General features: G+C 68.5%; 26 protein-coding genes. 19 read left to right on the top strand and 7 right to left on the bottom strand.

Annotated features, from left to right (window positions below; translation table 11 throughout):
* Positions 1 to 11: 11 nt before the first annotated feature.
* The 7 genes from recF to LQ771_RS14945 all read left to right on the top strand — a co-directional run bounded on the left by recF (position 12) and on the right by LQ771_RS14945 (position 7,681).
* Positions 12 to 1,094: a DNA replication/repair protein RecF gene (gene recF / locus LQ771_RS14975; protein ID WP_231350174.1), complete on the top strand. Its 1,083-nt coding sequence runs from the start codon at positions 12 to 14 to the stop codon at positions 1,092 to 1,094.
* 63 nt (positions 1,095 to 1,157) lie between these two features.
* Entirely contained in the window at positions 1,158 to 3,572 is a 2,415-nt protein-coding gene (gyrB, locus tag LQ771_RS14970; RefSeq protein ID WP_231350173.1) for a DNA topoisomerase (ATP-hydrolyzing) subunit B, read from the top strand.
* A 289-nt stretch (positions 3,573 to 3,861) separates the two neighbouring features.
* Positions 3,862 to 5,163, top strand: a complete 1,302-nt coding sequence (locus LQ771_RS14965) for a tetratricopeptide repeat protein (RefSeq protein WP_231350172.1) — start codon at positions 3,862 to 3,864, stop codon at positions 5,161 to 5,163.
* Positions 5,164 to 5,371: 208 nt separating this feature from the next.
* Entirely contained in the window at positions 5,372 to 6,028 is a 657-nt protein-coding gene (locus LQ771_RS14960) for an energy transducer TonB (RefSeq protein ID WP_231350171.1), read from the top strand.
* 53 nt (positions 6,029 to 6,081) lie between these two features.
* Positions 6,082 to 6,843 (top strand): MotA/TolQ/ExbB proton channel family protein, encoded by a 762-nt coding sequence (locus LQ771_RS14955; protein WP_231351935.1) that lies wholly within the window; start codon positions 6,082 to 6,084, stop codon positions 6,841 to 6,843.
* Positions 6,844 to 6,854: 11 nt separating this feature from the next.
* A complete protein-coding gene (locus tag LQ771_RS14950) occupies positions 6,855 to 7,268 on the top strand; it encodes an ExbD/TolR family protein (protein ID WP_231350170.1) in 414 nt (137 codons plus the stop codon).
* Between the two features lie 5 nt (positions 7,269 to 7,273).
* Positions 7,274 to 7,681: an ExbD/TolR family protein gene (locus LQ771_RS14945; RefSeq protein ID WP_231350169.1), complete on the top strand. Its 408-nt coding sequence runs from the start codon at positions 7,274 to 7,276 to the stop codon at positions 7,679 to 7,681.
* Positions 7,682 to 7,855: 174 nt separating this feature from the next.
* Here the strand turns inward: LQ771_RS14945 and LQ771_RS14940 are convergent, their stop codons facing one another.
* From LQ771_RS14940 to acs, 3 genes are all read right to left on the bottom strand, one after another.
* Positions 7,856 to 8,599, bottom strand: coding sequence for a pyridoxine 5'-phosphate synthase (locus tag LQ771_RS14940; RefSeq protein ID WP_231350168.1), 744 nt, complete (start codon positions 8,597 to 8,599; stop codon positions 7,856 to 7,858).
* Positions 8,600 to 8,642: 43 nt separating this feature from the next.
* Positions 8,643 to 9,284, bottom strand: coding sequence for a 4'-phosphopantetheinyl transferase family protein (locus tag LQ771_RS14935; protein WP_231350167.1), 642 nt, complete (start codon positions 9,282 to 9,284; stop codon positions 8,643 to 8,645).
* Positions 9,285 to 9,492: 208 nt separating this feature from the next.
* Complete coding sequence (gene acs / locus LQ771_RS14930) at positions 9,493 to 11,433, bottom strand: acetate--CoA ligase (protein WP_231350166.1); 1,941 nt, start codon at positions 11,431 to 11,433, stop codon at positions 9,493 to 9,495.
* A gap of 103 nt (positions 11,434 to 11,536) precedes the next feature.
* On the opposite strand from acs, the gene LQ771_RS14925 reads away from it, so the two are divergent.
* On the top strand, positions 11,537 to 12,622 hold the full coding sequence (locus LQ771_RS14925) for a PA0069 family radical SAM protein (RefSeq protein WP_231350165.1): 1,086 nt from the start codon (positions 11,537 to 11,539) through the stop codon (positions 12,620 to 12,622).
* A gap of 81 nt (positions 12,623 to 12,703) precedes the next feature.
* Here LQ771_RS14925 and LQ771_RS14920 read toward each other — a convergent pair whose 3' ends face one another.
* Positions 12,704 to 14,389 carry an ABC1 kinase family protein gene (locus LQ771_RS14920; protein ID WP_231350164.1) on the bottom strand — a complete coding sequence of 562 codons (1,686 nt, stop codon included), beginning with the start codon at positions 14,387 to 14,389 and terminating at the stop codon, positions 12,704 to 12,706.
* A 246-nt stretch (positions 14,390 to 14,635) separates the two neighbouring features.
* On the opposite strand from LQ771_RS14920, the gene LQ771_RS14915 reads away from it, so the two are divergent.
* Positions 14,636 to 14,812 (top strand): hypothetical protein, encoded by a 177-nt coding sequence (locus LQ771_RS14915; protein WP_231350163.1) that lies wholly within the window; start codon positions 14,636 to 14,638, stop codon positions 14,810 to 14,812.
* A 34-nt stretch (positions 14,813 to 14,846) separates the two neighbouring features.
* Here the strand turns inward: LQ771_RS14915 and LQ771_RS14910 are convergent, their stop codons facing one another.
* The 3 genes from LQ771_RS14910 to LQ771_RS14900 form a co-directional block, all read right to left on the bottom strand.
* Positions 14,847 to 16,868, bottom strand: coding sequence for a S9 family peptidase (locus LQ771_RS14910; protein ID WP_231350162.1), 2,022 nt, complete (start codon positions 16,866 to 16,868; stop codon positions 14,847 to 14,849).
* A 97-nt stretch (positions 16,869 to 16,965) separates the two neighbouring features.
* Positions 16,966 to 17,856 carry a patatin-like phospholipase family protein gene (locus LQ771_RS14905; RefSeq protein WP_231350161.1) on the bottom strand — a complete coding sequence of 297 codons (891 nt, stop codon included), beginning with the start codon at positions 17,854 to 17,856 and terminating at the stop codon, positions 16,966 to 16,968.
* A gap of 94 nt (positions 17,857 to 17,950) precedes the next feature.
* Positions 17,951 to 18,967 (bottom strand): class 1 fructose-bisphosphatase, encoded by a 1,017-nt coding sequence (locus LQ771_RS14900; RefSeq protein WP_231350160.1) that lies wholly within the window; start codon positions 18,965 to 18,967, stop codon positions 17,951 to 17,953.
* A 195-nt stretch (positions 18,968 to 19,162) separates the two neighbouring features.
* On the opposite strand from LQ771_RS14900, the gene LQ771_RS14895 reads away from it, so the two are divergent.
* From LQ771_RS14895 to LQ771_RS14850, 10 genes are all read left to right on the top strand, one after another.
* Positions 19,163 to 19,771, top strand: coding sequence for a DJ-1/PfpI family protein (locus LQ771_RS14895; RefSeq protein WP_231350159.1), 609 nt, complete (start codon positions 19,163 to 19,165; stop codon positions 19,769 to 19,771).
* A gap of 11 nt (positions 19,772 to 19,782) precedes the next feature.
* On the top strand, positions 19,783 to 19,941 hold the full coding sequence (locus LQ771_RS14890) for a hypothetical protein (protein WP_231350158.1): 159 nt from the start codon (positions 19,783 to 19,785) through the stop codon (positions 19,939 to 19,941).
* The gene (locus LQ771_RS14885; RefSeq protein WP_231350157.1) at positions 19,938 to 20,570 is read left to right on the top strand and encodes an NIPSNAP family protein; all 633 of its coding nucleotides are present in this window, start codon (positions 19,938 to 19,940) and stop codon (positions 20,568 to 20,570) included. Before LQ771_RS14890 ends, LQ771_RS14885 begins: the two co-directional genes overlap by 4 nt.
* 98 nt (positions 20,571 to 20,668) lie before the next feature.
* On the top strand, positions 20,669 to 21,073 hold the full coding sequence (locus LQ771_RS14880; RefSeq protein ID WP_231350156.1) for a GFA family protein: 405 nt from the start codon (positions 20,669 to 20,671) through the stop codon (positions 21,071 to 21,073).
* Between the two features lie 14 nt (positions 21,074 to 21,087).
* Positions 21,088 to 21,714, top strand: a complete 627-nt coding sequence (locus tag LQ771_RS14875; protein ID WP_231350155.1) for a glutathione S-transferase family protein — start codon at positions 21,088 to 21,090, stop codon at positions 21,712 to 21,714.
* Positions 21,715 to 21,771: 57 nt separating this feature from the next.
* Complete coding sequence (locus LQ771_RS14870; protein WP_231350154.1) at positions 21,772 to 22,473, top strand: helix-turn-helix transcriptional regulator; 702 nt, start codon at positions 21,772 to 21,774, stop codon at positions 22,471 to 22,473.
* A 147-nt stretch (positions 22,474 to 22,620) separates the two neighbouring features.
* Positions 22,621 to 24,411: a DUF885 domain-containing protein gene (locus tag LQ771_RS14865; protein ID WP_231350153.1), complete on the top strand. Its 1,791-nt coding sequence runs from the start codon at positions 22,621 to 22,623 to the stop codon at positions 24,409 to 24,411.
* A gap of 145 nt (positions 24,412 to 24,556) precedes the next feature.
* On the top strand, positions 24,557 to 24,949 hold the full coding sequence (locus tag LQ771_RS14860) for an MbcA/ParS/Xre antitoxin family protein (protein WP_231322544.1): 393 nt from the start codon (positions 24,557 to 24,559) through the stop codon (positions 24,947 to 24,949).
* A 102-nt stretch (positions 24,950 to 25,051) separates the two neighbouring features.
* A complete protein-coding gene (locus tag LQ771_RS14855) occupies positions 25,052 to 25,738 on the top strand; it encodes an RES family NAD+ phosphorylase (RefSeq protein WP_231350152.1) in 687 nt (228 codons plus the stop codon).
* Between the two features lie 72 nt (positions 25,739 to 25,810).
* Positions 25,811 to 26,488 carry an SGNH/GDSL hydrolase family protein gene (locus LQ771_RS14850; protein ID WP_231350151.1) on the top strand — a complete coding sequence of 226 codons (678 nt, stop codon included), beginning with the start codon at positions 25,811 to 25,813 and terminating at the stop codon, positions 26,486 to 26,488.
* Positions 26,489 to 26,496: the final 8 nt, after the last annotated feature.

The raw sequence follows: 26,496 nt of genomic DNA, 5'->3' as shown, positions 1-26,496 counted from the left end.
GGGGACGCTGGATGAGGTTCGAACGTCTCCGCATCCAGGGTCTGCGCTGCCTGACGGACGTCTCGGTGGAACTGGGCGAGGGCATCCATGTCTTCGTCGGGCCCAACGGGGCCGGCAAGACCAGCGTGCTGGAGGCGGTCTATCTGTTGTCGCACGGACGCTCGTTCCGGAGCGGCGCGCGCGAGGCATTGTTGCAGCGGGGAAGCCCCTCGCTGACCGTCTTCGCAGAAGCCATCGACATGGATGGCAACCGTCGGCGCCTCGGGCTGGGCCGCGAAGGTTCGCGCTGGGAGGCGCGACTGGATGGCACGAACGTGCCGCTGGGGGTGCTTGTGCAGGCCTGCGCCGTCGTGTGCTTCGAGCCGGGATCGCATGCATTGATCGCGGGCGCCGCCGAGGAGCGCCGGCGCTTCCTGGACTGGGGCGTGTTCCACGTGGAACACGGCTTCCTTGGCACCTGGCGCCGCTATCAGCGCGCGTTAAAGCAGCGCAACGCCTTGCTGAGAACGGGGGCAGCTTTCCCGGAGGAACTGTATACCCCGTGGGAACGGGAGCTTGGCGAGACGGCCGCGGCTATCGATACCTATCGCAAGGGCTATCTCGACGGCTTGCTCCCGGTGCTGGCGGCCAGCGCCGGATCATTGCTGCCTGAGCTAGGCCCCATCGCCCTGCGTTATCGAAGGGGCTGGAGCGACGGGTCGGACCTGGCGGACGTGCTGGCCGAGCAGCGGGGCAGGGACCTGGCGCGGGGTCACACGACGGCAGGTCCGCACCGGGCGGACTGGACGCTGGCGTTCGAGCAGGCGCCCCTGCGGGAGCACCTCTCGCGGGGCCAGGAAAAGCTGGCTGCACTCTCCTGCCTGCTGGCCCAGGCCGAGCTGCATGCCGGGTGCCGCGGGGAATGGCCAGTCGTCTGCCTGGACGACCTCGCCTCGGAGCTGGATCTCGCCCACCAGGCGGCAGTTGTTGCACGGCTTGCTACCGTGGGTGCGCAGGTCCTGGTCACCGGGACCGAATGCCCCCTGTCTCTGCAGGCGCGTCCGCATCGCCTGTTCCACGTGGAACAGGGGCAAATCCGCCCTCTGCTATACTGATTGGATGGCTTTTCCCACCCCGGCACACGCCGGAAGGCGGGCCGGCGCAGCAACGGGCAGGGCATGAACGCATCCTACGATTCGAGCAACATCAAAGTACTCAAAGGCCTGGAAGCGGTGCGCAAGCGCCCGGGCATGTACATCGGTGACACGGATGACGGCACCGGCCTGCACCACATGGTGTTCGAGGTCGTCGATAACGCGATCGACGAGGCCCTTGCCGGTTACTGCGACCAGGTCACCGTCACCATCCTCGACGACGGTTCCGTCAGCGTCACCGACAACGGCCGCGGCATTCCCGTCGACATCCATCCGGAAGAAGGTCGTTCCACCGCAGAGGTGGTGATGACCGTGCTGCACGCCGGCGGCAAGTTCGACGCGAACTCCTACAAGGTCTCCGGCGGCCTCCACGGCGTGGGCGTCTCGGTGGTCAACGCGCTGTCCTCGCACCTGTGGCTGACCATCCACCGCGACGGCAGGGAATACCAGCAGGAATATTCGCTGGGCGAGCCGCTGTATCCGCTGAAGGAAGTGGGCGAGTCGACGCGTCGCGGCACGACCGTGCGCTTCCTGCCCAGCACGGGAACCTTCTCCAACATCGAGTTCCATTACGACGTGCTGGCCAAGCGCCTGCGCGAGCTGGCGTTCCTCAACTCGGGCGTGACCATCGAGCTGAAGGACGAGCGCGGGGAGGGTCGCCACGACACCTACGCCTACGAGGGCGGCATCCGCTCCTTCGTGCAGCACCTGGCGCAACTGAAGACCGCGCTGCACCCGAACGTGATCAGCCTGTCCGCCGAGCAGGACGGCATCACGGTGGAACTGGCGATGCAGTGGACCGACTCCTACCAGGAGACGATGTTCTGCTTCACCAACAACATTCCGCAGCGTGACGGCGGCACCCACCTGACCGGTTTTCGCGCCGCGCTGACCCGCTCGCTGCAGAACTACATCGAGAAGGAAGGCCTGGCCAGGAACGCCAAGGTCGCGCTGTCAGGCGACGACATGCGCGAAGGCCTGATCGCGGTGCTGTCGGTGAAGGTGCCCGATCCGAAGTTCTCCTCGCAGACCAAGGACAAGCTGGTTTCCTCCGAGGTCAAGACCGCGGTCGAGCAGGCGGTCAACGAGAAGCTGGGCGAGTTCCTGCTGGAGCACCCGAACGAGGCCAAGTCGATCGCCTCCAAGGTGGTCGATGCCGCCCGCGCCCGCGAGGCGGCGCGCAAGGCGCGCGAGATGACCCGCCGCAAGGGGGCGCTGGATATCGCCGGCCTGCCCGGCAAGCTGGCCGACTGCCAGGAAAAGGATCCCGCGTTGTGCGAGCTGTTCCTGGTCGAGGGTGATTCGGCCGGCGGCTCGGCCAAGCAGGGCCGCAACCGCAAGACCCAGGCAGTGCTGCCGCTGAAGGGCAAGATCCTCAACGTCGAGAAGGCGCGCTTCGACAAGATGCTTTCCTCGGCCGAGGTCGGCACCCTGATCACCGCCCTGGGCACCGGCATCGGCAAGGAGGAGTACAACCCGGACAAGTTGCGCTACCACCACATCATCATCATGACCGATGCGGACGTGGACGGCTCGCACATCCGCACGCTGCTGCTGACCTTCTTCTATCGCCAGATGCCCGAGCTGATCGAGCGAGGGCACGTCTACATCGGCCTGCCGCCGCTGTACAAACTCAAGCAGGGCAAGCAGGAGCTCTACCTGAAGGACGACGCGGCGCTCAATGCTTACCTGATTTCCAGCGCGGTGGACGGCGCCGAGCTGGTGGCCGACCCACACGCGCCGGCGATCACCGGCGAGCGGCTCGAGAAACTGCTGCGCGACTACCAGACGGCGCTGGACCAGATCGAACGGCTGGGCCATCGCTTCGACGCGAACGTGCTCGCGGCGATGCTCGAGCACCCGCCCATCGGCCCGTCGCTTTGGACCGACGAAACGGCGATGCAGGGTTGGCTGGGTGCACTGGCCGGACGATTGGCTGCCAGTGGCCTCGGCAAGCCGCGCTATCGGCTGGCCGTGCGCCCGGCGAACGAACAGCAGCCGGCGGCGATCGAGGTGGTGCGCGAGCAGCACGGCCTGTCACATACCTGGCTGTTGCCGCAGCCATTCTTCGGCAGCGCCGAATTCCGCCCAATCCTGACCGTCAGCCAGCAGCTGGCCGGGCTGATCCAGCCCGAGGCGGTGGCGCGCCGGGGTAACGCCTCGCGCGGCATCACCTCGTTCGCCGAAGCTCGCGCATGGCTGCTGGACGAGGCCAAGAAGGGGCGCAGCATCCAGCGCTTCAAGGGCTTGGGTGAAATGAACCCGGAACAGCTGTGGGAGACCACGGTCAACCCGGAAACCCGCCGCATGCTGCAGGTCGGCGTCGAGGATGCGATCGCCGCCGACCAGATGTTCTCGATGCTGATGGGCGAGGCGGTCGAGCCGCGCCGCGACTTCATCGAGGCGAACGCCCTGAAGGTCGCCAACCTGGATATCTGACTCCCCGGCGCTGCCGCACGCCAAGCGGCGGCAGCGCCTTTTTTTGCCGTCCGTAACAACGTGCTAATGCATAACGTCCCGGACGAACGGCCGCGCGCTGGCTGTCCGCGATCCCCGTCATGACATGAAATTGCCGGAAAATTTCCATCCGGCATGGCAACTTGGTTGCAAGTTGTTGATTTGGCTAGGGCTTCCATGCGGCAGTGCGACTTGTTATCGCCTGCCTGCTCGCGGTACGCTCAACGATCCCCCGCACTGCTTGTGCGAAAAACCTTACATGAGGACTGCCATGAAGCATGTTCCCTTCCTCAAGCTGTTGAGCGGTACCGCGCTTGCGCTCGCGCTCATCGGCAGCCCGGCGATCGCCCGTGACCGCCACGGCGATCAGGGATCCAAGGAAACCAAGCAGGCGCTCTACCCGAATGCCACCCGCAAGGAACCCAAGCTCGACCTCAAGAGCGAAAAGGAGCAGAAGAAGCTCAACGAGGGTCTCGATGCGGTCAACGCGGGGGACAAGGACAAGGCGATGCAGTTGCTTCAGCCGCTCGCCCAGGATGCCGACAGCAAGTACGCGCGGGCGCTCGCGCTGCAGGGCATCGCCAATCTCAAGTACAACGACGGCGACCTGAAGGGCGCCATTGCTGCGCTGAAGCAGTCGCTCGACATCGGCGTGATGCCCAACGACACCTTCTTCCAGCTCGAGTACGAACTGGCGCAGTTCTACCTGGCCGACGAGCAGTATCAGCAATCGATCGATACCGTCGAGAAGTGGCGTGCCGAGGGCAAGCGCGAGACGGCCGAGTCCTATGCGCTCGAGGGCAACGCCTACTACCGCCTCGAGAAGTACCCCGAAGCGATCGCCGCGATGAAGAAGGCCATGTCGATGACCGACAAGCCGGAAAGCTCGTGGAACCAGATCCTGATGGCCGCCTATTCCGAATCCGGCCAGGCCGATCAGGCCGCCCAGCTCGCGCAGCAGCAGTTGGCCTCCAATCCCAACGACGCCACCGCGATGAACAATGCCGTGGCCGTGTTGATGCAGGCGCAGAAGTACCCCGAGGCGATCGACCTGATGGAAAAGGCGCGCGCCAGCGGCAGCCTGAAGGACGAGAAGCAGTACGTGAACCTGGCCAAGCTCTACCTGATTACCGGCCAGAACAGCGACGATCCCAAGCCCAGTGCCAAGAAGTCCGAAGCAGTGCTCGAGGACGGCATGGCCAAGGGCGTGGTGTCCTCCAGCTATGACAACCAGAAGCTCCTCGGTGACGCCGCCTACATCGCCGGCGACGAGAGCAAGGCCATCGCCGCCTACAGGAAGGCCATCCCGATGGCCAGCGACGGCGAGGCCGCGTTGCGCGCCGGCCAGCTGCTGCTGGGCCAGCAGAAGTACAGCGACGCCAGGACGCTGATCAAGCAGGCCATCGACAAGGGCGTGAAGCACAAGGGCACGGCCTACATGATGCTCGCCGAGGCCGAGCGCGGCCTCAAGAACAAGCCGGGGGCCGTTGCCGCGATGAAACAGGCGGCACAGGATCCCGAAACCGCGGCCAAGGCAAAAGCCTGGCTCAAGCAGGCAGGAGCCGGCAAGTAACAAGGCGTTGGCGCACGCACCCGCGGGGCCGGATGGACGTCCATTTGGTGGCCTCACAGGTGCTATACAAACGCCATGGCCTGTTGTACCGTTGAGAACCCTTTTCCCGCGCAATGTCCAGTGGCAGATGTCACCCGATCGGGTCGAGATTTGCCGTTCGATGCTGCGACCCCGCCTTTCCCGATTGACTAGCTCCAGAAAGTGACAGATGGCCTCGAGTAACGAAGAAACCGGCCGCGCGTTCAGTTGGAGGCGCACTTGGGCGTTGGCTGTTGCCATCGCGCTGCACTCGTTTGCATTTCTGCTGCTGATCGCGCCGCCGGCGCCGCCGAAGCAGGAGCAGGCGAAGAAAGAGCGCATCGTCCAGGTGAACTTCATCGAGCCGCCGCCGCCGCCACCGCCGCCGCCGCCGCCGCCGCCGGAACCGCCGAAGCAGCCGCCGCCGAAGATCATCCAGCAGGTGACCCCGCCGCCGACTCCGCCGCCGCCGGCGCCGCCGCCGGCCGTGGAAGAGGCGTCGAGCAACCCGATCCCTGCGCCGCCGCCCGCGCCGCCGGCTCCGCCTGCGCCGCCGTCGGACATCACGGCCAGCCAGGACATCAGCTACAACAATCGCATCCAGCCCCGATACCCGCCGCAGGCGATCCGCCAGCGTCACGAGGGCACGACGACCCTGCTGATCCTGGTGGGCACCGACGGTAGCCCCAAGGACATCAAGGTCGAGACATCCAGTGGCTATCGCGAGCTGGATCGCGCGGCGATTGAAGCGGCCAGGAAATGGCGGTTCAATCCGGCCATCAAGAATGGTCAGAAGACCGAAGGCTACGTTCGCGTTCCCGTCGCCTGGAATCTCAACCAGCTGTAACCGAAGGTTACAGTCCACCAGTTCCGCCTGACATCTCTAAAGGTAGCGTCATGATGTTCCTACAATCTGCACCAGCCCAGGGCAGCACCTCCAACGCCGAAGCCATGAAGCACATGGGTTTCGGGGACCTGATCCACAACTTCGATGCACTCGGCTGGATCGTGTTCATCACGCTGGTGGTGATGTCCTTCGCCTCCTGGTACTTCATCATCGCCAATGCGATCCGCAACGCGATGGTGCGTTCGCGTGCCGAGAAGGTCATGTCCAATTTCTGGAGCACGGCCTCCACCCAGGAAGCGATCCGTGAGCTGGAAGCCCAGCCCAAGGGCGAACCGTTCTCCAAGATCGCGCTGGACGCCGCCTCGGCGGTTGCCCACCACCAGCAGGCCACGGCCGCGGCGAACGGTCGCCTGGCCGAGACGCTGAGCCGTTCGGAGTTCATCGATCGCGCCCTGCGCCAGGCCGTCGCTCGCGAGAGTCTGCGGCTGGAAGGCGGCATGACGCTGCTGGCGACCACCGGTTCGGCCGCGCCGTTCATCGGTCTGCTCGGTACCGTGTGGGGCATCTACCACGCGCTGATCAAGATCTCCGCGTCCGGCAACGCCTCGATGGAAGCAGTGGCCGGCCCGGTGGGCGAGGCCCTGATCATGACCGCGTTCGGTCTGTTCGTCGCGATCCCGGCCGTGCTTGCCTACAACTTCTTCAGCCGCTCGAACCGCATGACCTACGCGCAGTTCGACGAGTTCGCGCACGACCTGCACGACTTCTTCGCCACCGGTTCGCGTGTCGAAGGCGTGGCGCCGACCCAGAAGTGAGGGCTTGACCCATGGCAATGAGTACCGGAGGCAATTCCGGCGGCCCGATGTCGGAGATCAACGTCACGCCGCTGGTCGACGTGATGCTGGTGCTGCTGATCATCTTCATGATTACGGCGCCGCTGATGTCGCACCGGGTCATCGTGCCGTTGCCGAATGCCAATCCCAAGGCACCCGATACCGGTTACATCGAGCCCATGGACGTGGCCCTGAAGCCGGACGGCTCGATGTATCTCAACGATGCCGAGGTGACCGAGGCGGAGCTGAAGGCACAGTTCGCGGTGGCGGCGTCCAAGACGCCGCAGCCGGAAATCCAGCTTCGCGCGGACAAGGACACTGAGTACAAGTACGTCCGCAAGATCCTCACCGACGCCAAGGCGGCAGGCATGGTCCACGTCGCCTTCATGACGACCGGCAAGGAGTAAGGACGATGGCTTTCAGTTCCGGAAACACCAGCGGCCCGATGGCCGACATCAACGTCACGCCGCTGGTCGACGTGATGCTGGTGCTCTTGATCATCTTCATGATCACGGCGCCGATGCTCACCCACAAGGTGAAGATCGACCTGCCGCAGCCGAACCCGAACATCGTCCAGCCGGAAAACCCGCTCGAGCCCGTCCGGCTCAAGATCGACCGTGCCGGTGCGCTGTACTGGAACGACACGCCGGTGGACGAGCTGGGCATGAAGGCGCAGATGGCGGTCATCGCCCAGCAGACCAACCAGCCGGAAATCCAGATCAACGCGGATGACGGCGTGGCCTACGAGGCGGTGGCGCGCGTGCTGTCCGACGCCAAGAGCTATGGATTGACCAAGATCGGCTTTACCGAAGCGCAATGATCTCAGGCGGATCGACGCTACCGGCAAACCCCCGCGCAAGCGGGGGTTTTGCTTTGCGGGGAGTACGTCGCTTCCCGTGAACGCTCCGCAAGCCGGGAAGGAGCGGCGGCCCGCCTTCTCCCCTGCTGCGAATCTGCCGGGTGGCCGGAGCCCACCGCAAGGGTGCTCCGTCGCTCAGCGCAGGATCTGGATGTAGCGGCGCACCGTGGGCGCCAGGCCGTCGTAGAGCGCCTCGCCAATCAGTGCGTGCCCGATCGATACCTCCGCCAGGCCGGGGATGGCGGCCTTGAACCCGCCCAGGTTCGCCTGGCTGAGATCGTGTCCGGCGTTCACTGCCAGCCCGGCCTGCTGTGCCCGTCGCGCGGTATCCGCGCAAGCGGCCAGCGCATCGCGTGCGTCGCCTTGCGCGAACGCCTCCGCGTAGGGGCCGGTATAGATCTCGATGCGCTCGGCGCCGATCGCCACGGCCCGGTCGAAGCCGACCGCGCCGGCATCCACGAACAGGCTCACGCGACAGCCGATTCCCCGCAATTCGGCCACCAGCGGACGCAGTCGCTCGCAGTCGGCGAGAAGATCGAAGCCATGGTCGGAGGTAATCTGGCCATCGCTGTCGGGCACCAGTGTTACCTGGGTGGGACGCACCTCGCGGGCCAGCGCGATCAGCCCTGGATAGGCGCCGCGCGCCGGCGCGAACGGATTGCCCTCGATGTTGTACTCGACCTTTCCCCGCAACATTCCGGCCAGCGCACGAACGTCATCGGGACGCACGTGGCGAAGGTCGGGTCGCGGATGCACGGTGATGCCGCCGCAACCGGCTTCGATGCATGTCTGGGCGGCACGCAGGATGTCCGGTTCGCTGCCGCCGCGGGAATTGCGCAACACGGCGATCTTGTTGAGGTTGACGCTGAGCAGGGTCATGGGCGCCGTCAAGAGGAACTGAGGACCGGCAACAGTGCGCCGATCAACCGGCGTCGGCAAGTACCCATTGGCGGATGTGTCGTGGCGGGCCGCGCCAGGCGATCGCGGCCAGATGCCCGGGGCCCGCCTCGACCGGGTGCAGCTGCCAGGCGCCAGCGTCGTCATCGGCCAGTTGCCGCAATCGCGGCACCCCGCCGGACACGTCGATCTCCAGGCGCTGCAGCCCGAACGCCAGGCCCCGGCCGGTTGCCTTGAGCACCGCCTCCTTTGCCGTCCACAGTGCCAGAAACGCCTCGTCGCGCTGGTCGGTCGGCTGCGCCGCCAGCCACGTGGCCTCGACCGGGTGGAAATAGCGCCGAGCAAGCGCCAGTGCCCGCGGCCGCGGGCGGCGGCGTTCCACGTCGATGCCGGGAACGATTCCTCGGCCCAGCGCCACCAGCGCGCAGTCCCCGCTGTGCGACCAGTTGAAGTCCAGTGTGCCCGCGCCTGCAGCTACCAGTTGCGGGCGTCCATGCGGTCCCTCGACCAGCCGGATCGCACCGGCAGTCACGCCCAGGTAGCCAGCGAGCAACGCGACCAAGGGTGCGCGGCCGCGGCCGGGATCGTAGGGCAGACGCCACACGTGCAGCGTCTCGTCATCCAGCTGGGACGCAACGGCAGGAACCTCGGCGGACGAAATCGGCATCCGCGGACGGTAGCACCCGCCGGCCGTGCGACGAAGCCGCCGACCGCGCAATCGGCCGGCGCGCGATCACGCTGCCGTGGCGCCGGGGCCTGCCGGTACGGCGGTCGCCGGGGGTCGCCCCGGCGAGCCGATCACGGAGGCGGCTCGCGGCGGGAGCGCATCCCATGCGCGGCCACCGGTGAAATGCGCACGGGCGCGCCACCGCGCGTCATTTGATCAGGCGCTCATCCACGAGCTTCTTCACCACGCTCGGATCGGCCAGCGTGGAGATGTCGCCCAGTTGTTCGGGCTGGTTCTCGCCGATCTTGCGCAGGATCCGCCGCATGATCTTGCCCGAGCGCGTCTTGGGCAGCGACGGCGCCCATTGCAGGTAATCGGGGGTCGCGATCGGGCCGATCTCCTTGCGCACCCAGGCCACCAGTTCCTTGCGCAGTTCGTCGCTGCCTTCGACGCCGGCGATCAGGGTGACGTAGGCATAGATACCCTGGCCCTTGATCTCGTGCGGACAGCCGACCACCGCCGCCTCGGCCACCTTCGGATGCGCCACCAGCGCGCTTTCGACCTCGGCCGTGCCGATGCGATGGCCGGACACGTTGATCACGTCGTCCACGCGGCCGGTGATCCAGTAATAGCCGTCCTCGTCGCGGCGGGCACCGTCGCCGGTGAAGTAGTTGCCCGGGTACGCGCTGAAGTAGGTGTCGATGAAACGCTGGTGGTCGCCGTACACCGTGCGCATCTGGCCCGGCCAGGAATCGCTGATGAGCAGATTGCCTTCGGCCGCGCCCTCCAGCACCTGGCCGATCGCGTCGACGATCACCGGGCGGATGCCGAAGAACGGCAACGTGGCGGAACCGGGCTTGGCATCGGTCGCCCCCGGCAACGGGGAGATCAGGATGCCGCCGGTCTCGGTCTGCCACCAGGTATCGACCACCGGACAGCGTTCCTCGCCGACCACGCGCCAATACCACTCCCAGGCCTCGGGATTGATCGGCTCACCCACCGTGCCCAGCAGGCGCAGGCTCGCGCGCGAGGTGCTCCTGACCGGCGCCTCGCCCTCGCGCATCAGCGCGCGGATCGCCGTGGGCGCGGTATAGAACAGCGTGACCCTGTGCTTGTCGATCACCTGCCAGAAGCGGCTGTGGTCGGGGTAGCTCGGCACGCCGTCGAACATCAGCGTGGTCGCGCCGTTGGCGAGCGGTCCGTACACCACGTAGCTGTGGCCGGTGACCCAGCCGACATCCGCGGTACACCAGTACACGTCGTCCTCGCGCAGGTCGAACACGCACTCGTGGGTGTAGCTGACGAAGACGAGGTAGCCGCCGGAAGTATGCAGCACGCCCTTGGGCTTGCCGGTGGAACCGGAGGTGTAGAGGATGAACAGCGGGTGCTCGGCTTCCATCGGCTCGGCCGGGCAGTCGGCGCTCTGGCCGTCCATCAGGTGATGCCAGTAACGGTCGCGCGGCGACTGCATCGCTACCGCCGCGCCGGTGCGGCGAACCACCACCACCGTCTCCACGCTGCTGGTGCCGGGGCGTTCCAACGCTTCGTCCACGTTCGCCTTGAGCGGAATCCTTCGCCCGCCGCGCGTGCCCTCATCGGCGGTGACCACCAGCTTGCAGCGAGAGTCGGCGATGCGCCCGGCGAGCGAATCGGGTGAGAAGCCGCCGAACACGACGGAGTGAATGGCGCCGATGCGTGCGCAGGCCAGCATCGCCACCGCCGCTTCCGGGACCATCGGCAGATAGATCGCCACCCGATCGCCCTTGGCCACGCCCAGATGCTTGAGCGTGTTGGCGAACTTGCACACTTCCGCGTGCAACTCGCGATAGCTGATGCGACGCGACTCGCCCGGGTCGTCGCCCTCGAAGATGATCGCGGTCTTGTCGCCGCGCTCGGCCAGGTGGCGGTCGAGGCAGTTGGCCGCGACGTTGAGCGCGCCATCCTCGTACCAGCGGATATGCAGTTCGGCCGGATCGAACGAGACATCCTTGGTCCGGGTCGGCGCCCTGGCCCAATCCAGGCGTTGGCCCACCTTCGCCCAGAAGCCCTCCGGGTCGCGCACCGACTCGGCGTAGAGCCGCTCGTAGTCGGCCTTGCCGATGCGGGCCTTTCCGGCGAAGGCCGCCTGGACCGGATGGAGCGTGGACATGGGGCGTCTCCTCGGTGGGGGTTTGGACGTCCGAGTGTAGCGTTGCCCGCGCAAAGCTGCGTGGGTCGCGGAGGTTGAGACGCCGGCGCGCTAGATTGACGCGATGTCCGAGCCACCATCGCCTGCCATCAAGGGCCGGGGCGCCGCTTCCAACCCGGAAGGGCGCTTCGAGAGCGTGCGCCACCAGGCCGAGGACGATGGCTGGCAAAGCCTGCTGCTGGATGCCGACGCGCCACGCCCGCGTACCGAAGTCACCGAGGAACGCGCGCGCAGCGTGATCAGCCGCAACGACTCGCCCGACGTTGCCTTCGTGCAGTCGATCAATCCCTATCGGGGCTGCGAGCATGGATGCATCTACTGCTACGCGCGGCCATCGCACAGCTATCTCAACCTCTCGCCGGGGCTCGACTTCGAAACCCGGCTCCGCGCCAAGGGCAACCTGGCCGAGGTGCTGCGTGCGGAACTCGGCAGGCGCGACTACGTGCCCACGCCGATCAACATCGGCAGCAACACCGATCCCTACCAGCCGGTCGAGAAACGCTGGCGGCTGACCCGCGCCGCGCTGGAGCTGCTGGCCGAGTGCCACCACCCCTGCACCATCGTGACCAAGAACGCGCTGATCGAGCGCGACCTCGACCTGCTCGCCGGCATGGCGCGCGAGCGTCTCGTGCAGGTTTTCATATCGGTCAACTCGCTGGACAACCGCCTGGCCGCCAGGCTCGAGCCGCGCGCCAGCGCGCCACACCGGCGCATCCAGGTGATCGAAGCGCTGGCGCAGGCGGGCGTGCCGGTGGGGGTGCTGGTCGCGCCGATCATTCCCGCGCTCAATGACCGCGACATCGAAGCGGTGCTGGAGCGGGCCCACGCGGCCGGTGCTTGCTGCGCCGGCTACACCGTCGTGCGCCTGCCCTACGAGTTGAAGGCACTGTTCCGCGAGTGGCTGGCACTGCACGCACCGCAGCGCGCCGCGCACGTGATGAGCCTGATCCAGCAGATGAACGACGGCCGCGACTACGACAGCGACTTCCGCACGCGCATGCGCGGGCAGGGCGTGTTCGCGCAGTTGCTCGAGCGGCGTTTCGAGGTGGCGTGCCGCAGGCACGGGTTCGGGCGCGCGCGCAAGCTGGAACTGGATACTTCGCGCTTCGTGCCGCCACGCGCGGCATCGCCGCAGGGTTCGTTGTTCTGACGGCACTCACAGACGCGGCGCGCCCCGTTCGTGGCCGGGTGCCGTTGCCGCGCACGGAACGCGCTCCCGCAAGGTGCGCCGCTAGTCAGGTGGGCGGTTGGCGGCCCGCTCCACCTTGCCGTCGCGGCGCAGTGCACTGATCACCAGGCTGAGTCCCAGCACCGCCGCCACCCCGATGAACAGTACCGCCAGGATCGGCAGCCCGAACAGCATCGGCCCGCTGTCCATGCGCGAGGTCAGCGCGCCGCCGATCACCAGTGCCGCCACGATCACCCCGGTGCTGATGCGGTTGGCGATCTTCTGCAGGCTCTCCATCATGTGGGACTCTTCCAGCCCGTCCACGCGCACGCGCAGGCGGTTCTGCGCAAGCGTGCGCAGGATCGCTGCCACGTGCTGCGGCGTGTGCCGGGCCAGTTCCTGCACGTCCAGCCATTCGCTGGCCAGGTTGGCCGGCGACAGCGTACCCAGCGCCTGTCGCCTGAGCACCTGCTGCAGATGCTGCTCGACCACGCGGCGGGTGTCGATGCTCGGATCGAGTGCGCCGGTCACCGCTTCCAGGTTGAGCAGCGTCTTGCCCAGGATGGAGAGCTCGGCCGGCGGGCGCAGGCCGCAGGAAGCGCCCACGCGGGCCAGCTCCAGCACCAGCCGCCCTTCGGAAAACTGCCGGCTGGAGTTGTGCAGGCCGACGTAGCTGGCGACCAGTTGCTCGACCTGGCGGCGATAGAGGTTGCGGCGGAAGTCCTCCAGCGCCATGCCCATCGCCTCGCTGATGTCGGCGACCTGATCCCCATTGCCGGAGATCGCGCCGAGCATCAGCTTGAGCAGTTGCTGGCGCGTGCGCGGTACCAGTCGCACCACCATGCCCAGGTCGAACAGGGCCAGGCGGTGGTCTTCCATCAGCAAAACGTTGCCCGGATGCGGATCGGCATGGACCAGGCCATGGATGAAAACCTGGTCGAGGTAGGCGCGAAGCAGCTCGCTCGCCTGTTCCTGCAGGGGATGCTCGATACGCCGCAACGCGGGGATATGGGTGACCTTGATCCCGCGCACGCGCTGCATGGTCAGCACGCGGGTGGTGGTGAAGTCGGCCAGCGGCAGCGGCACGTAAAGGGCGTCGTAGCTGCGCAGGTTCTCGGCGAAGCGACGCAGGTTCTCCGCTTCCAGCTCGAAGTTGATCTCGTTGGCGAGGCTGTGGCGCAGTTCGTTCACCAGGCCGGCGAAGCCATAGCGGCGGCCGACGTCGGTCATGCGATCGGCGGCGCCGGCCAGCTTGTCCAGGATCGCCAGGTCCTCGCGCAGGGTCTGCGCAATGTGTGGCCGCTGCACCTTGAGCACCACCTCCTGGCCGTCGCGCAGCGTGGCCGCATGCACCTGCGCCACCGAGCCGGCGGCCAGCGGCTGGTCGTCGAAGCGGGCGAACAGGGTGCCGATGCGCGCGCCCAGCTCTGCCTCGATGATTGTGCGGATCTCGGCAACCGGCACCGGCACGACATCGTCCTGCATCCGTTCCAGTTCGGCGATGTAGGGTCCGGGAACCATGTCCGGCCGCGTGGACAAGGCCTGCCCGACCTTGATGAAGGTGGGGCCCAGCGCTTCGAGGTCGTCGACGAACTGCTTGGGCTGGCCCGGCTTGACCGCCTCCTCCTCGTCCGCCAGCGCCGCTTCCTGGATGTCCAGTTCCAGCCCGCTGAACAGTCCCGCCTTGCGATAGCGCAGCAGGAACGCTCCGATGCGGGCGTAGCGGGACAGACGGGTGGTTTCGTTCACGCCTTCGGGCTCCGTTGCTCCCGCGCAGCGTGGAGCCGACGGCGGCAACGGCGCGTCAATGGCCCGGTCGTCGTGCCCCGGCCCGGCGCTGTCTCGACGGGCTGGCACGCCGGCGCGGAGCACAGCGGCAGCTTTGACTCCCTTGCGCTACCACCGCGGAAAACGCAGTCGGCCACGGACTTCACGCGCCGGTGATCGCCCAGCCGCTCTGCTTGCTGCGCAAGCCAACGCCACGGAGGCGACCCGATGTCCTCGTTCTCGCTCTACCTGCTCGGGATCCTGGTGCTGATCGCCGGCCTGGCCTGTGTCGCCTGGCTGATGCATGTGCCGCCGCAATGGATCGGCGCGGGCGTGATCGTGGTGTTCGGGCTGGGCATCCTCGGCGCCGTCAAACATACGCACCGGCGCGATCCCCGGAAGTAGGCGGGCCGGATGTCCCCGGCCCGCGGGCGCCGGCTCAGCTTGCCGGCAGGTACTTCGCGAACCATTCCAGGGCGCGCTGCAGCACGTCGCGCTGGTGCGCCGGGTCGACGAAGTGGTGGCCCTCGTCCGGATACACCACCAGCGAGGTCGGCACGCCCTGCGCGCGCAGGGCGTGCCAGTACTCGAACGATTGCGGCGCCGGGCATTCGGCATCGCGATCGCCGACCACCACCAGCGTCGGTGTCTTCACCTGCTTGATGAAGTTGATCGCCGAGCTCTTGGCGTATACCGCCGGGTCGTCATACACGGACGCGCCGAAGAACGGGATCATCCACTGGTCGATCAGGTTCTGCCCGTAATAGCTCTGCCAGTTCGAGATGCCCGCGCCGGCCACCACCGCATGGAAGCGCTGGGTCTGCGTCGGCACGAACATGCTCATGAAGCCGCCGTAGCTCCAGCCGGTCAGGCCCAGGCGCCGGTCGTCCACCGGCAGCTTCTGCTCGATCGCGTCGATGCCGGCCAGGATGTCGGAGAGGTCGCCGTAGCCGAAGTCCTTGCGGTTGGCCTGCACATAGGCCTCCCCCTGGCCGAAGCTGCCGCGCGGGTTGGGCATGAACACGAAGTAGCCGAGGTTGGAGAACGGCACGCTGCCGTAGCCCACCCCCGGCCAGCGCGGGATCACGGCACTGGCCGGGCCGCCGTGCACGCTGACGATCATCGGATAGCTCTTCGCCGGATCGTAGTGCGCCGGGTACAGCAGCCAGCCCTGCACGTGGCGGCCGTCATGCTCCCACTCGACCGACTCGGCCTTGCCCCAGCTCGGCGCGAGGGCGGCGTTGATCGTGCTGACCGCGGGTGGTGCGGCCCCGCCGAGGACGCCGGCATGCACTTCCGGAGCCGCCGTGTAGGAGCTCTGCACGAAGGCGACGCGCTGGTGGTCGGCCGACAGCGACATGCCCATCGAGGCGCTGCCGTCGCCAATGCTGGCCGGCAGGGTCAAGTGCACGCGCTGCTGGGTGGCGTGGCGCGCGTCGATCGCATAGTCGGCCAGCTGGCTCTGGCCGTTGCTTACCTGGCTGACCAGCAGCGTGCGCGGCGAGGTCCAGGCGAACCACGAAGGCGTGACGTGGATGCCCGGGGTGAGATTCACGGCGGCGCCGCCTGCGGTGGGCACGGCATAAAGGTCGCCACCGGTCGCGCCCTGGTCGCTCATCAGGCCGCCGACGAAGACCAGCCGCCTGCCGTCCGGCGACCAGCGCGGGAGCGCCAGCTGCAGGCCGTGGAGCGAACCGGTGTCCGTCTTCGGGTCGACCAGCACGCGTGGGGTGGCCCCGGCGCGCGCGTCCTGGGCGTACAGTCGCGCGATCCACCAGTTGTTGTCGCCCGGCGCGGGCGCGGCAACGTAGGCCAGTTGCCTGGCGTCGGGCGACCAGCTGAACTCGTAGACGTACTTGTCCGCCGGGGTTACCGGCACCGGCGCGCCGCCGCTGGCGGGCAGGGTGGCGACGCGCTGGATCTCGAGCCCCTCGACGCCGATCTCGCCCACCTGGGGCTTGGCCGCCGCCACCGCGCTGGCGCGGCGGGTGGCACCCTGGACGTAGAGGAAGCCCAGCGTGCGCCCGTCGGCGGACCAGGCCAGGTCATGCGCGTAGCCGTCGAGGTCGGCCAGCCGGCGCGGCGCGTCGTGGCGGGTGACGTCGGCCATATAGACATCCATGTCGCCGGCCTTGCCGCCGCAGTCCGACAGGAAGGCGAGATGGCGCGAGTCGGGCGCCCAGGCGATTTCCCCCTGCCGGCAGGGCGTATCGCCCATCGCCAGCGGGTGCGCGTCGCTGCCATCGGCGCGGGCGAGCCGGATCACCGGCTTGCCCTGGGTGCTGACCACCCACGCCAGCCGCTGGCCATCGGGCGAAAGCTGCACGGCCTGGATCGCACGCACCTTGCCGAGCTGGTCGAGCAGCTGGTCGATGCGCGGGTCGACCTTGCCTGGCGCGGCGGACGCCAGCGGAGCAAGGAACAGGATCAGCAGGGGCAGGAAGCGCAGGGAAGGGAGCATGGGCCGCTCTCGCGAGGGGAAAGGGCTCCACGCTAGCAGTGCGCCGGCAGGCACTCCAGTGCGGCAGGTCACGCGTGCGCGTGCGGGGAATCTGCGGTCAGGGCGCGGCGATGGCCGGAGCCTGCCGCGCCGCGGCCAGCCGCGCGCGGATCAGCGGGATCGCCGCCAGCGCCGCCCTCTCGCCCTCCATGATCGCGCGTTCCTTTTGCGCGAAGTCGGCGGCGCCGATGCCGTTCACCTGCGGTCGGATCACCACGTCGGCGCGCGCCAGCTCCTGGGCGCCCAGGTGCTGGCCCATGATCACCACGGAGCGACCGAGGATGCCGAACATGTCCTCGGGAAGGGTGCCGTCGCTGCGCGCGGAGATATCCACCGCGATCACGAAATCGGCGCCGAGTTCGCGCGCGGCGTCGACCGGCACCGGGCTGACCACGCCGCCGTCGACGTAATGCCTGTCGCCGATCGCCACCGGTTCGAACACGCCCGGGACGCTGCACGAGGCGCGCACGGCCTGGCCGGTGTCGCCGTGGCGGAACACCGTGCGCTGGCCCGTTTCGAGTTCGGTGGCGACCGCCGCGAAGGGCAGCTTCAGGCGCTCGAGCGGTCGCTGGCGCACCAGGCCGTCGACGTAGTCCTGCAGCTTCTTCCCCTGCACCAGGCCGCCGCCGAACAGCCGCACGTCGCGGATCGACGCCTCGTCCAGCGAGATGGCCGCCTGCTGCATGGCGAAGGCATCCATGCCGCTGGCATACAGCGCGCCGACCACGCTGCCGGCGCTGGTGCCGGCGACGACGTCCACCTTGAGGCCGCTGGCCTCCAGCATCTTGATCACGCCGATGTGCGCGAAACCCTTGGCCGCGCCGCCGCCCAGCGCCAGGCCGACCACCAGCTTGCGCGGCGGGTGCGGGGCGACCGGCGGCGGCTGGCGCACGGACGCGCAACCGGCCAGGGTGAAGGAGAGCAGCAGGAGGCGCAGGTATCGGGCCATCGTCGGCACTTCAGGAGATCGAGCGGGAAGCTTGCGGCAGGACGATGGCGAAACCGGGGCAGGACCGGGCGGGTGCTGGGAACCCGCCCGTCCCTCAGGCGTAGGCGACGTCGGCCTCGCGGTGGTAGCGGGTGGCAACCTCGACCTCGCCCTTCGAACCGAGGAACACCGGCACGCGCTGGTGCAGCCCGGTCGGCTGGAGCCCGAGGATGCGCTCCCGGCCCGTCGTCGCCGCCCCGCCGGCCTGCTCGACGATGAAGGCCATCGGGTTGGCCTCGTACATCAGCCGCAGCTTGCCGCCCTTGGCCTTGATCTTGGCGTCCAGCGGATAGAAGAACACCCCGCCGCGGGTCACGATGCGATGCACGTCGGCCACCATCGAGGCGACCCAGCGCATGTTGAAGTCCTTGCCGCGCGGGCCTTCCTTGCCGGCCAGCAGCTCGCCGACGTAGCGCTGCATCGGCGCCTCCCAGTGGCGCTGGTTGGACATGTTGATGGCGAACTCGGCGGTCTGCTCCGGAATGCGGATGTCGCGGCGGCTCAGCACGAAGCTGCCGACCTCGCGGTCCAGGGTGAACTCGTGCGTGCCGTGGCCGAAGGTCAGCACCAGCAGCGTGGCCGGGCCGTACACCACGTAGCCGGCGGCCAGCTGCTGCGTGCCCGGCTGCAGGAAATCCTCGACCCTGGGCTCGGTGACACCGTCCGGGCAGCGCAGCACCGAGAAGATGGTGCCCACCGAGACGTTCACGTCGATGTTGGACGAGCCGTCCAGCGGATCGAACAGCAGCAGGTGGTTGCCCTTCGGATACATGTCGGGGATCGGCTGCGGATCCTCCATCTCCTCCGACGCGCAGGCGGCCAGGTGGCCGCCCCAGGCGTTGGCTTCGAGCAGGATCTCGTTGGAGATCACGTCCAGCTTCTTCTGTGCCTCGCCCTGCACGTTGTCGCTGCCGGCGTTGCCCAGCACGCCGCCCAGCGCCCCCTTGCCGGTGGCCACGGCGATCCGCTTGCAGGCGCGCGTGACCACTTCGATCAACAGCGAAAGTTCGGCGTTGATATGGCCGGCGCGGCGTTCCTCGATCAGGAACTGGATCAGCGAGACAGGCTTCATGTCGGGTCCGTGGCAGGAAGGAAAGGACATTTTACGGGCTGCGCGTGAACGGTGGTGCGGCGCCGGTCGGGGCGCCGTTCCCCATGGCCCGCGACCAGCGCCCGGCCGGGCGGATTCCTCAGGTTGCCCTTCTGCTGACATCACGCTGGCAGCAGCCCGGGCGCATCCTGCCCATCCTGCAACGGAGGCGGTGCGATGCGCGACACGGTTTACTTCCTGGTGTTCGACGGTTTTGCGGATTGGCAGGCGGCGCTGGCGCTGTGCGAGGTGCGTCGCCCGGGCGACTGGCGGGTCGCCACGGTGGGCTTCACCCGCGCGCCGGTGCGTTCGATGGGAGGCCTGATGGTGCAGCCGGAGCTGAGCGTGTCCGAGCTCGAGCTCGCCCGCGCGGCGCTGGCCATCGTGCCGGGCGGCCACCTGTGGCAGCGGGGCGAGGGCGCCGCGGCGGTGGCCGCGCTACGCGAGCTGCGCCGCGCCGGTTCGATGGTCGCCGGCATCGACAGCGGTGTGCTGGCGCTGGCCCGCGCCGGCCTGCTCGATCAATGCCGCCACACCGGCAACTGGGCCGGCCACATTGCCGCGCAGGTGCCCGGCTACACCGGCAGTGCGGATTACGATGCGTCCGTGCTGGCGGCCAGCGACGGCGGGATCATCACCGCCAGCCACCTGGGCAGCGTGGAGTTTGCCCGCGAGGTGATCCACGCGCTGGACCTCTATGGCCCGGGCGACCGCGAACACTGGTACCGCTTGTTCAAGCATGCCCAGCTGCCGCCGTGGTGCGTCGGCGAAGCGGTGGCGGCGTGAGGAGGACGGCCATGCATCCGCTCCTGCATCGCCTCGCCGACGCCTACCGCCCGCTGGCCGCGCGCAACCGCCTGGTCGAGGGACTGCACCCGATGCCGGCGCCGGCGCCGGCGCCACGGCGGATGAGCCTGCTGGCGCTGGTCGCCCTGTGGCTCGGGCGGCGCCCGTGAGCACACACGCCGTACTCGAGTTGCGCCAGTACACGCTGCGCCCGGGCCAGCGCGAACGTCTGGTCGGGTTGTTCGAGCGCGAGTTCGTCGAATCGCAGGAGGCGCTCGGCATGCGGCTGCCTGGCCAGTTCCGCGACCTCGACGACCCGGACCGCTTCGTCTGGCTGCGCAGTTTCCAGGACATGACCACGCGCGCCGCATCACTGGCCGCGTTCTATGAGGGCCCGGTCTGGCGCGCCCACCGCGAGGCGGCCAACGCCACCATGCTCGATTCGGACGACGTGCTGCTGCTGCGGCCGGCGCAGGCCTTCGCACTGGAGGGAATGGCCCGGCCAGCGGCAGGCGAACGCGCGCCGGCCGGCCTGCTCACGGCGACGATCTGTCCGGCGCCGCCGGCCGACCTGGCAGCGCTGGCCCGCAGCTTCGACGCGCAGGTGCGACCGGTGCTGGAGCGGCTCGGCGCGCCGGTGCTGGCACAGTTCGTCACCGAGCCGGCGCGCAATACCTTTGCGCGCCTGCCGGTGCGCGAGGGCGAAAGCGTGTTCGTCTGGTTCGCGGCCTTCGCCGACGCCGGGGCGCTGGTGCACCATCAGGCCGCGGCGGCGCTCGACCCGATCGTTGGTGCGTGAATCCACCGTCTCGACGCCATGCCCGAGGTCTTGCGCCTGGCCCCCACGCCGCGTTCGCTGCTGCGGGGAACCACCACCACTGCAGTCCGGGAGCACGCATGACCAGGACCTACCACGGCAGCTGCCACTGCGGCACAGTGCGCTTCGGCGCCGACATCGACCTTGCCGCCGGCACCGGCCGCTGCAATTGCTCGATGTGCGGCAAGACACGCCGCTGGGGCGCGACCGTCAGGCCGGACGCCTTCCGCTTGCTGGAGGGCGAGGCGGCCCTGGCGGACTACCGGTTCGGCACCCACAGCATCAACTTCCGTTTCTGCCGGCACTGCGGCATCCAGCCCTTCGGCAGCGGGCACCTGGAGCAAATGGGCGGCGGCTTCGTCAGCGCCAACCTGGCCTGCCTGGACGACGCCAGCCCGCAGGAACTGGCCGACGCGCCGGTGCGTTGTTTCGATGGCCGCCACGACAACCGGATGCATCCACCGGCACACACCAGCTACCTCTGAGGAGCGCTCAGCGAATGAACTCATCCAAGGTCACTTTCTTCCACGCGCCACAGTCGCGCTCGCGCGGCACGCTGGCCCTGTTCGAGGAGCTGGGCGTCGACTACGACCTGCACCTGCTCGACCTGAAGGCCGGTACACAGCGCGACCCGGGCTATCTCGCGCTCAACCCGCTGGGCAAGGTGCCGGCGATCCGCCATGAGGGCGCGATGGTCACCGAGCAACCCGCGGTGATGATGTATCTGGCCGATCTCTACCCGCAGAAGGGCCTGGCGCCGGCCATCGGCGACCCGCTGCGCGGACCGTACCTGCGCTGGATGGTGTTCTACGGGTCGTGCTTCGAGCCGGCGCTGCTCGACCGCTCCCTGCAGCGTGAACCGGCGGCGCACATGATGTCGCCCTACGGCACCTGGCAGGAGGTGCTGGACGCCATCGTCGCCCAGCTCACGCCCGGGCCCTGGCTGCTCGGCGAGCGCTTCACCGCTGCCGACACGCTGTGGGGCACGGCACTGCACTGGACCACGATGTTCAAGCTGGTCCCCGAGCTGCCGCCGATACGCGCGTACATCGACCGCGTGCGCGCGCGGCCGGCGATGCAGCGGGCCGAGGCCAAGGATGCCGGGTTTCTCGCCCGCCAGTCCTGAGCGGAACCGCGCGGTGGCGCACTGGCTCGCGCACCGCGCCTCGGCGATCATGCGTGCATGCGCCGCGCCGATCGCCTGTTCCTCATCATCCATGCCCTGCGCGGGCGTCGCACCGCGCTGCAGGCGCGCTCGCTGGCCGAGACGCTGGGCGTGTCGCTGCGCACGGTCTACCGCGACGTCGCCGACCTGCAGCTCTCGGGCGTGCCGATCGAGGGCGAGGCGGGCGTGGGCTACGTGCTGCGCAAGGGCGCCGACATCCCGCCTTTGATGTTCACCGCCGAGGAGCTCGAATCGCTGGTGGTCGGCACGCGCTTCGTGCGCGCCTTCGCCGGCGAGCGCCTGGCCGAAGGTGCGCAGGCCGCGCTGATGAAGATCGAGGCGGTCCTGTCGCCGGAGCTGCGCGAGCGCGCCGCGCGCACGCGCATCTACGCGCCGGTGTGGCGCGACGAATACAGCACCGCCTTCGCCGCGCGTATCGATCGCCTGCACGCGGCGATCGAGGGGCAACGGGTGCTGCGGCTGGTCTACCGCGACGAAGCCGGCCAGGCCAGCACGCGCGACGTCGAGCCGCTGTGCCTGGCGTTCTGGGGCGGCAAGTGGACGCTGGGCAGCTGGTGCCGCCTGCGCGGCGCGTTCCGCAATTTCCGCCCGGACCGCATCGACCGGTTCGATGAAACCGGCGAGCGTTTCGCAACCGGCGCGGGCCGCAACCTCGACGCCTATCTGGATGCCATGCGCGGCTACTACGCCGGCGTGTGACGCACGGCTGGGTAGGAGCCCACTCGTGGGCGATGCTCTTCGATCCGGCCCCATGCGGCCCGACTACCGGCCGGCTGACCTCCGTGCGCGCGTGTGCCGAGGGCATCGCCCACAAGTGGGCCCCTACGAGGCTCGCGCATCTTTGCGATGATCACCGCATCCCTCGCAAGGAGCCTCCCGATGAATCACCTGCTGGGCGGCCTGCTGGCCGCGGGCCTGCTGCTCGCCCCGGCCGTGCACGCCAACGACGCCGACGACCGCTTCAAGGCGATCTACACCCACGAATGGGCCTGGCGCACCGGGCAGGGCGACATCAGCGCCTCGGGCGAGCCGCAGCCGAACAACGGCCGGCTGGACAACGTCGACGCGGCCAGCCAGCAACGGCGCCTGGAGCAGTGGCAACAGGTACTGGCCAGGCTCGATGCGCTCGACGCAAGCCGGCTCTCGCCCGCCAACCAGGTCAACTACGCCATCTACCGCGCGCAGATCGCCAACCTCCTGGCCGACCAGCGCTTCAAGACCTGGCAGATGCCGTTCAACAGCGACTCGGCGTTCTGGAGCGACATCGGCTACGAGCTCGACGCGGACCACCTGCGGACCGCCGGGGACTACCGCCGTTACCTCGATCGCCTGGCGCAGATCCCTGCCTACTTCGACCAGCAGATCGCCAACATGCGGCTGGGCCTGAAGCGCGGCTTCTCGGTGCCGCGCGCGGTGCTGGACGGGCGTGACGTGTCGATCGCCGCGGTGGCCGAGCTCAAGGACCCCACCGCCAGCAGCTTCTACAAGCCGTTCAAGCACATGCCCGGGGCGATCCCCACCGACCAGGCGCAGGCGCTGCAGGGCGAGGCGTTGCGACGCATCCGCGATGAGGTGATCCCGGCCTACGCCAGGCTGCTGACCTTCTTCCGCCAGACCTACGTGCCGCAAGCGCGCACCACGCTGGCGGCCGAGGCGCTGCCGCAGGGCAAGGCGTTCTACCGCCAGCAGATCCGCGAGTACACCACGCTGGACCTGGATCCGGACACCATCCACAAGATCGGCCTGGAGCAGGTGGCGAAGATCCACGCGCAGATGCTCCAGACCATGAAGGACAGCGGCTTCAAGGGCGACTTCCCCGCGTTTCTCGCCTTCCTGCGCACCGATCCCCAGTTCTACGCCAGAAGCCCCGAGGAGCTGCTGCGGCGCACCGCCTGGGTGGCCAAGGAAGTGGACGGGCAGCTGGGCCGCTTCTTCGGCCACCTGCCGCGCGCGCGCTTCGCCATCGTGCCGGTGTCGGCCGACATCGCGCCTTACTACACCTCCGGCCGCGGCGGCGCCGACGCCTACCTGGTCAACACCTACGACCTGCCCTCGCGACCGCTGTTCAACATGCCGGCGCTGACCCTGCACGAGTCCTACCCGGGCCACGCGCTGCAGCTGGAGCTGGCCGCCGAGCAGAAGGGCCAGCCGGAGTTCCGCCGCCAGGGCTACATCTCCGCCTTTGGCGAGGGCTGGGGCCTGTACTCGGAGTACCTGGGCAACGAGATGGGCATCTACCAAACGCCCTACCAGCGCTTCGGCTACCTCACCTACCAGATGTGGCGCGCCTGCCGGCTGGTGGTCGACACCGGCATCCACCACCTGGGCTGGACGCGCCAGCAGGCGATCGACTACCTGACCGGCAACACCGCGCTCTCCGCGCGCGAGATCGCCAACGAGGTGGACCGCTACATCAGCTGGCCGGGGCAGGCGCTGTCCTACGAACTGGGCTACCTGAAGATCCGCGAATTGCGCGGCAAGGCCGAGCACGCGCTGGGCGCCGGGTTCGATCTGCGCCACTTCCACGACACCGTGCTGCAGCTGGGCTCGGTGCCCTTGCCGGTGCTGGAGAAGCGCATCGACCGCTTCATCGCCGAGGGCGGACCTGCGCCGGACTACGGCTGCGGCTGCAAGTAGAACGGGCGCCCTGTGCAGGAGCGCACCTGTGCGCGAGCGCCATGCATCCTGTCGCGCACAGGTGCGCTCCTACAGGAGCACGATCATTGCGACTACTGCACGTTTGCAGTAAATTGAACGCGAACTCCAAAAGGAGAGTCCCAGCATGCTGGCCCATCCCCGCCCCGAACAGGCCCCAGCCGGCGACCTCGGCGGCCCGGCGCTGCGTTCCTTCTTCCGCCTGGCCGAACACTGGAAGCTGCGGATCGCCGAACAGCGCCGCCTGCTCGGCGATCCGGCCGAATCGACCTTCTTCAAATGGAAGCGCGACCAGGACGGCAATCCAGGCCGCGACGTGATCGAGCGGATCAGCTACCTGCTCGGCATCTGGAAATCGCTGCAGATCCTGTTTCCCGACCCGGCCCAGGCCGATGCCTGGCTGCGCAAGCCCAACCAGGCGCCGCTGTTTGGCGGCCACTCGGCGCTCGAGCGCATGCTCTCGGGCAACGTGGGCGATCTCTACGTGGTGCGCCAGTACCTGGATGCGCAGCGCGGCTGAGGCGGGCGCGCGAGACTCCGGTCGCGCCCGGCGAGACCTCGCCCTGCCATGCTTGGCCCCCTCCCGTGCCGTTGGCGGGAGGACGCAAAACCCGGAGCCTGCATGCCTGCCGACCTGCCGCCGCTGAAACGCATCCGCTGGAGCCATGCCTACCGCATCGTACCCAGCCGCTTCCCGCCGGTGGGCGTGTTCGACCGGATTGCCGATCCAGCCGACCTGGACGCGCTGTTCGCGATCGAGGCGATGACCAACCCGCGCCTGCGCGAGGAAGCCGGCGCGCTGAAGATGGTGCCGCCGGGCCGGCGCATCAGCGGACCCGGCAGCACCCCGGTGATGGCCGCCTTCACCCACCTCAATCCGGAAGGCAGCCGCTTCTCCGACGGCAGCTGGGGCGTGTTCTACGCGGCGCGCAGCGTGGCCACGGCGGTGGAGGAAACCGTCTACCACCGCGAACGTTTCCTCGCCGCCACGTCCGAGCCGGCCTGCGAGATCGAGATGCGCTGCTACAGCACCAGCATCGACCGCAAGCTGCACGACCTGCGCGGCGGCTGGCCGGCCGCGCATGACCCGCGCGACTACGCCGCCAGCGTCGCCATGGCGCGCACGCTGCGCGCGGCCGGTTCCGACGGCATCGTCTACGACAGCGCCCGGCACGCGGGGGGCGAGTGCGTCGCCGCGTTCTTCCCGGACGTGGTGGCCCCCTGCGTGCAGGCGCAGCACTTCATCTACCGCTGGGACGGCACGCGCATCGCGCAGGTGCTCCAGGTGAGCGAGCTCAAGCGGCCGTAGCAGGCCGATCGGCGCGTCCTCCGGTGGCGCGCCCAGACCCGCGCCTGACGCCCGTGGTGGTAGGTTCGACCGATGAGATTCTTCTGGTCCTGGCTGTTGCTCGCGTTGCTGCCGTCGCTGGCATGGGCCTGTGCGGAACGGCCCGGGCAGTGGCAGGTGGAGATCGCCGCGTTCGCCGCGGCCGACCGCGCGCAACCGCCGCCGGCGCACCCGGTGCTGTTCGTGGGCAGTTCATCCATCCGCCTGTGGAGCTCGCTGACGACCGATTTTCCCGGCCGCGCGGTCATCAACCGCGGCTTCGGCGGATCGCGCATTCCCGACGCCACCTACTACGCCGATCGCCTGGTGGCGCCCTACCATCCACGGGCCATCGTGCTCTACGCCGGCGACAACGACCTGGCCGAGGGCTGCACGCCGGAACAGGTGCGCGATGCCTTTGCCGCCTTCGTGCGCCGCGCGCGGTCGCTGGATGCGGGCGTGCCGATCGCCTTCATCGCGATCAAGCCCAGCATGGCGCGCAAGCGCCTGCTGCCGCAGATCCGTCGCGCCAACGCGCTGGTACGCAAGTACGCGCGCGCTCGGCCGGGCATCAGCTACCTGGACGTCTTTACGCCCATGCTCGGCCCGGACGGCCAGCCGCAACCGGAGTGGTTCGGCGCCGACGGGCTGCACATGAACCGCAAGGGCTATCGCCTGTGGACAGGCCTGGTGCGTGACTGGCTGCACAGGACCCTGGACGGGACCTCCTGACATCCGGC

Origin of the sequence: Frateuria soli (assembly GCF_021117385.1) — a bacterium.
Lineage (GTDB): Bacteria > Pseudomonadota > Gammaproteobacteria > Xanthomonadales > Rhodanobacteraceae > Frateuria_A > Frateuria_A soli.
The sequence above is the reverse complement of the archived record's forward strand: the minus strand, read 5'-3'. Positions and strand labels throughout refer to the sequence as shown.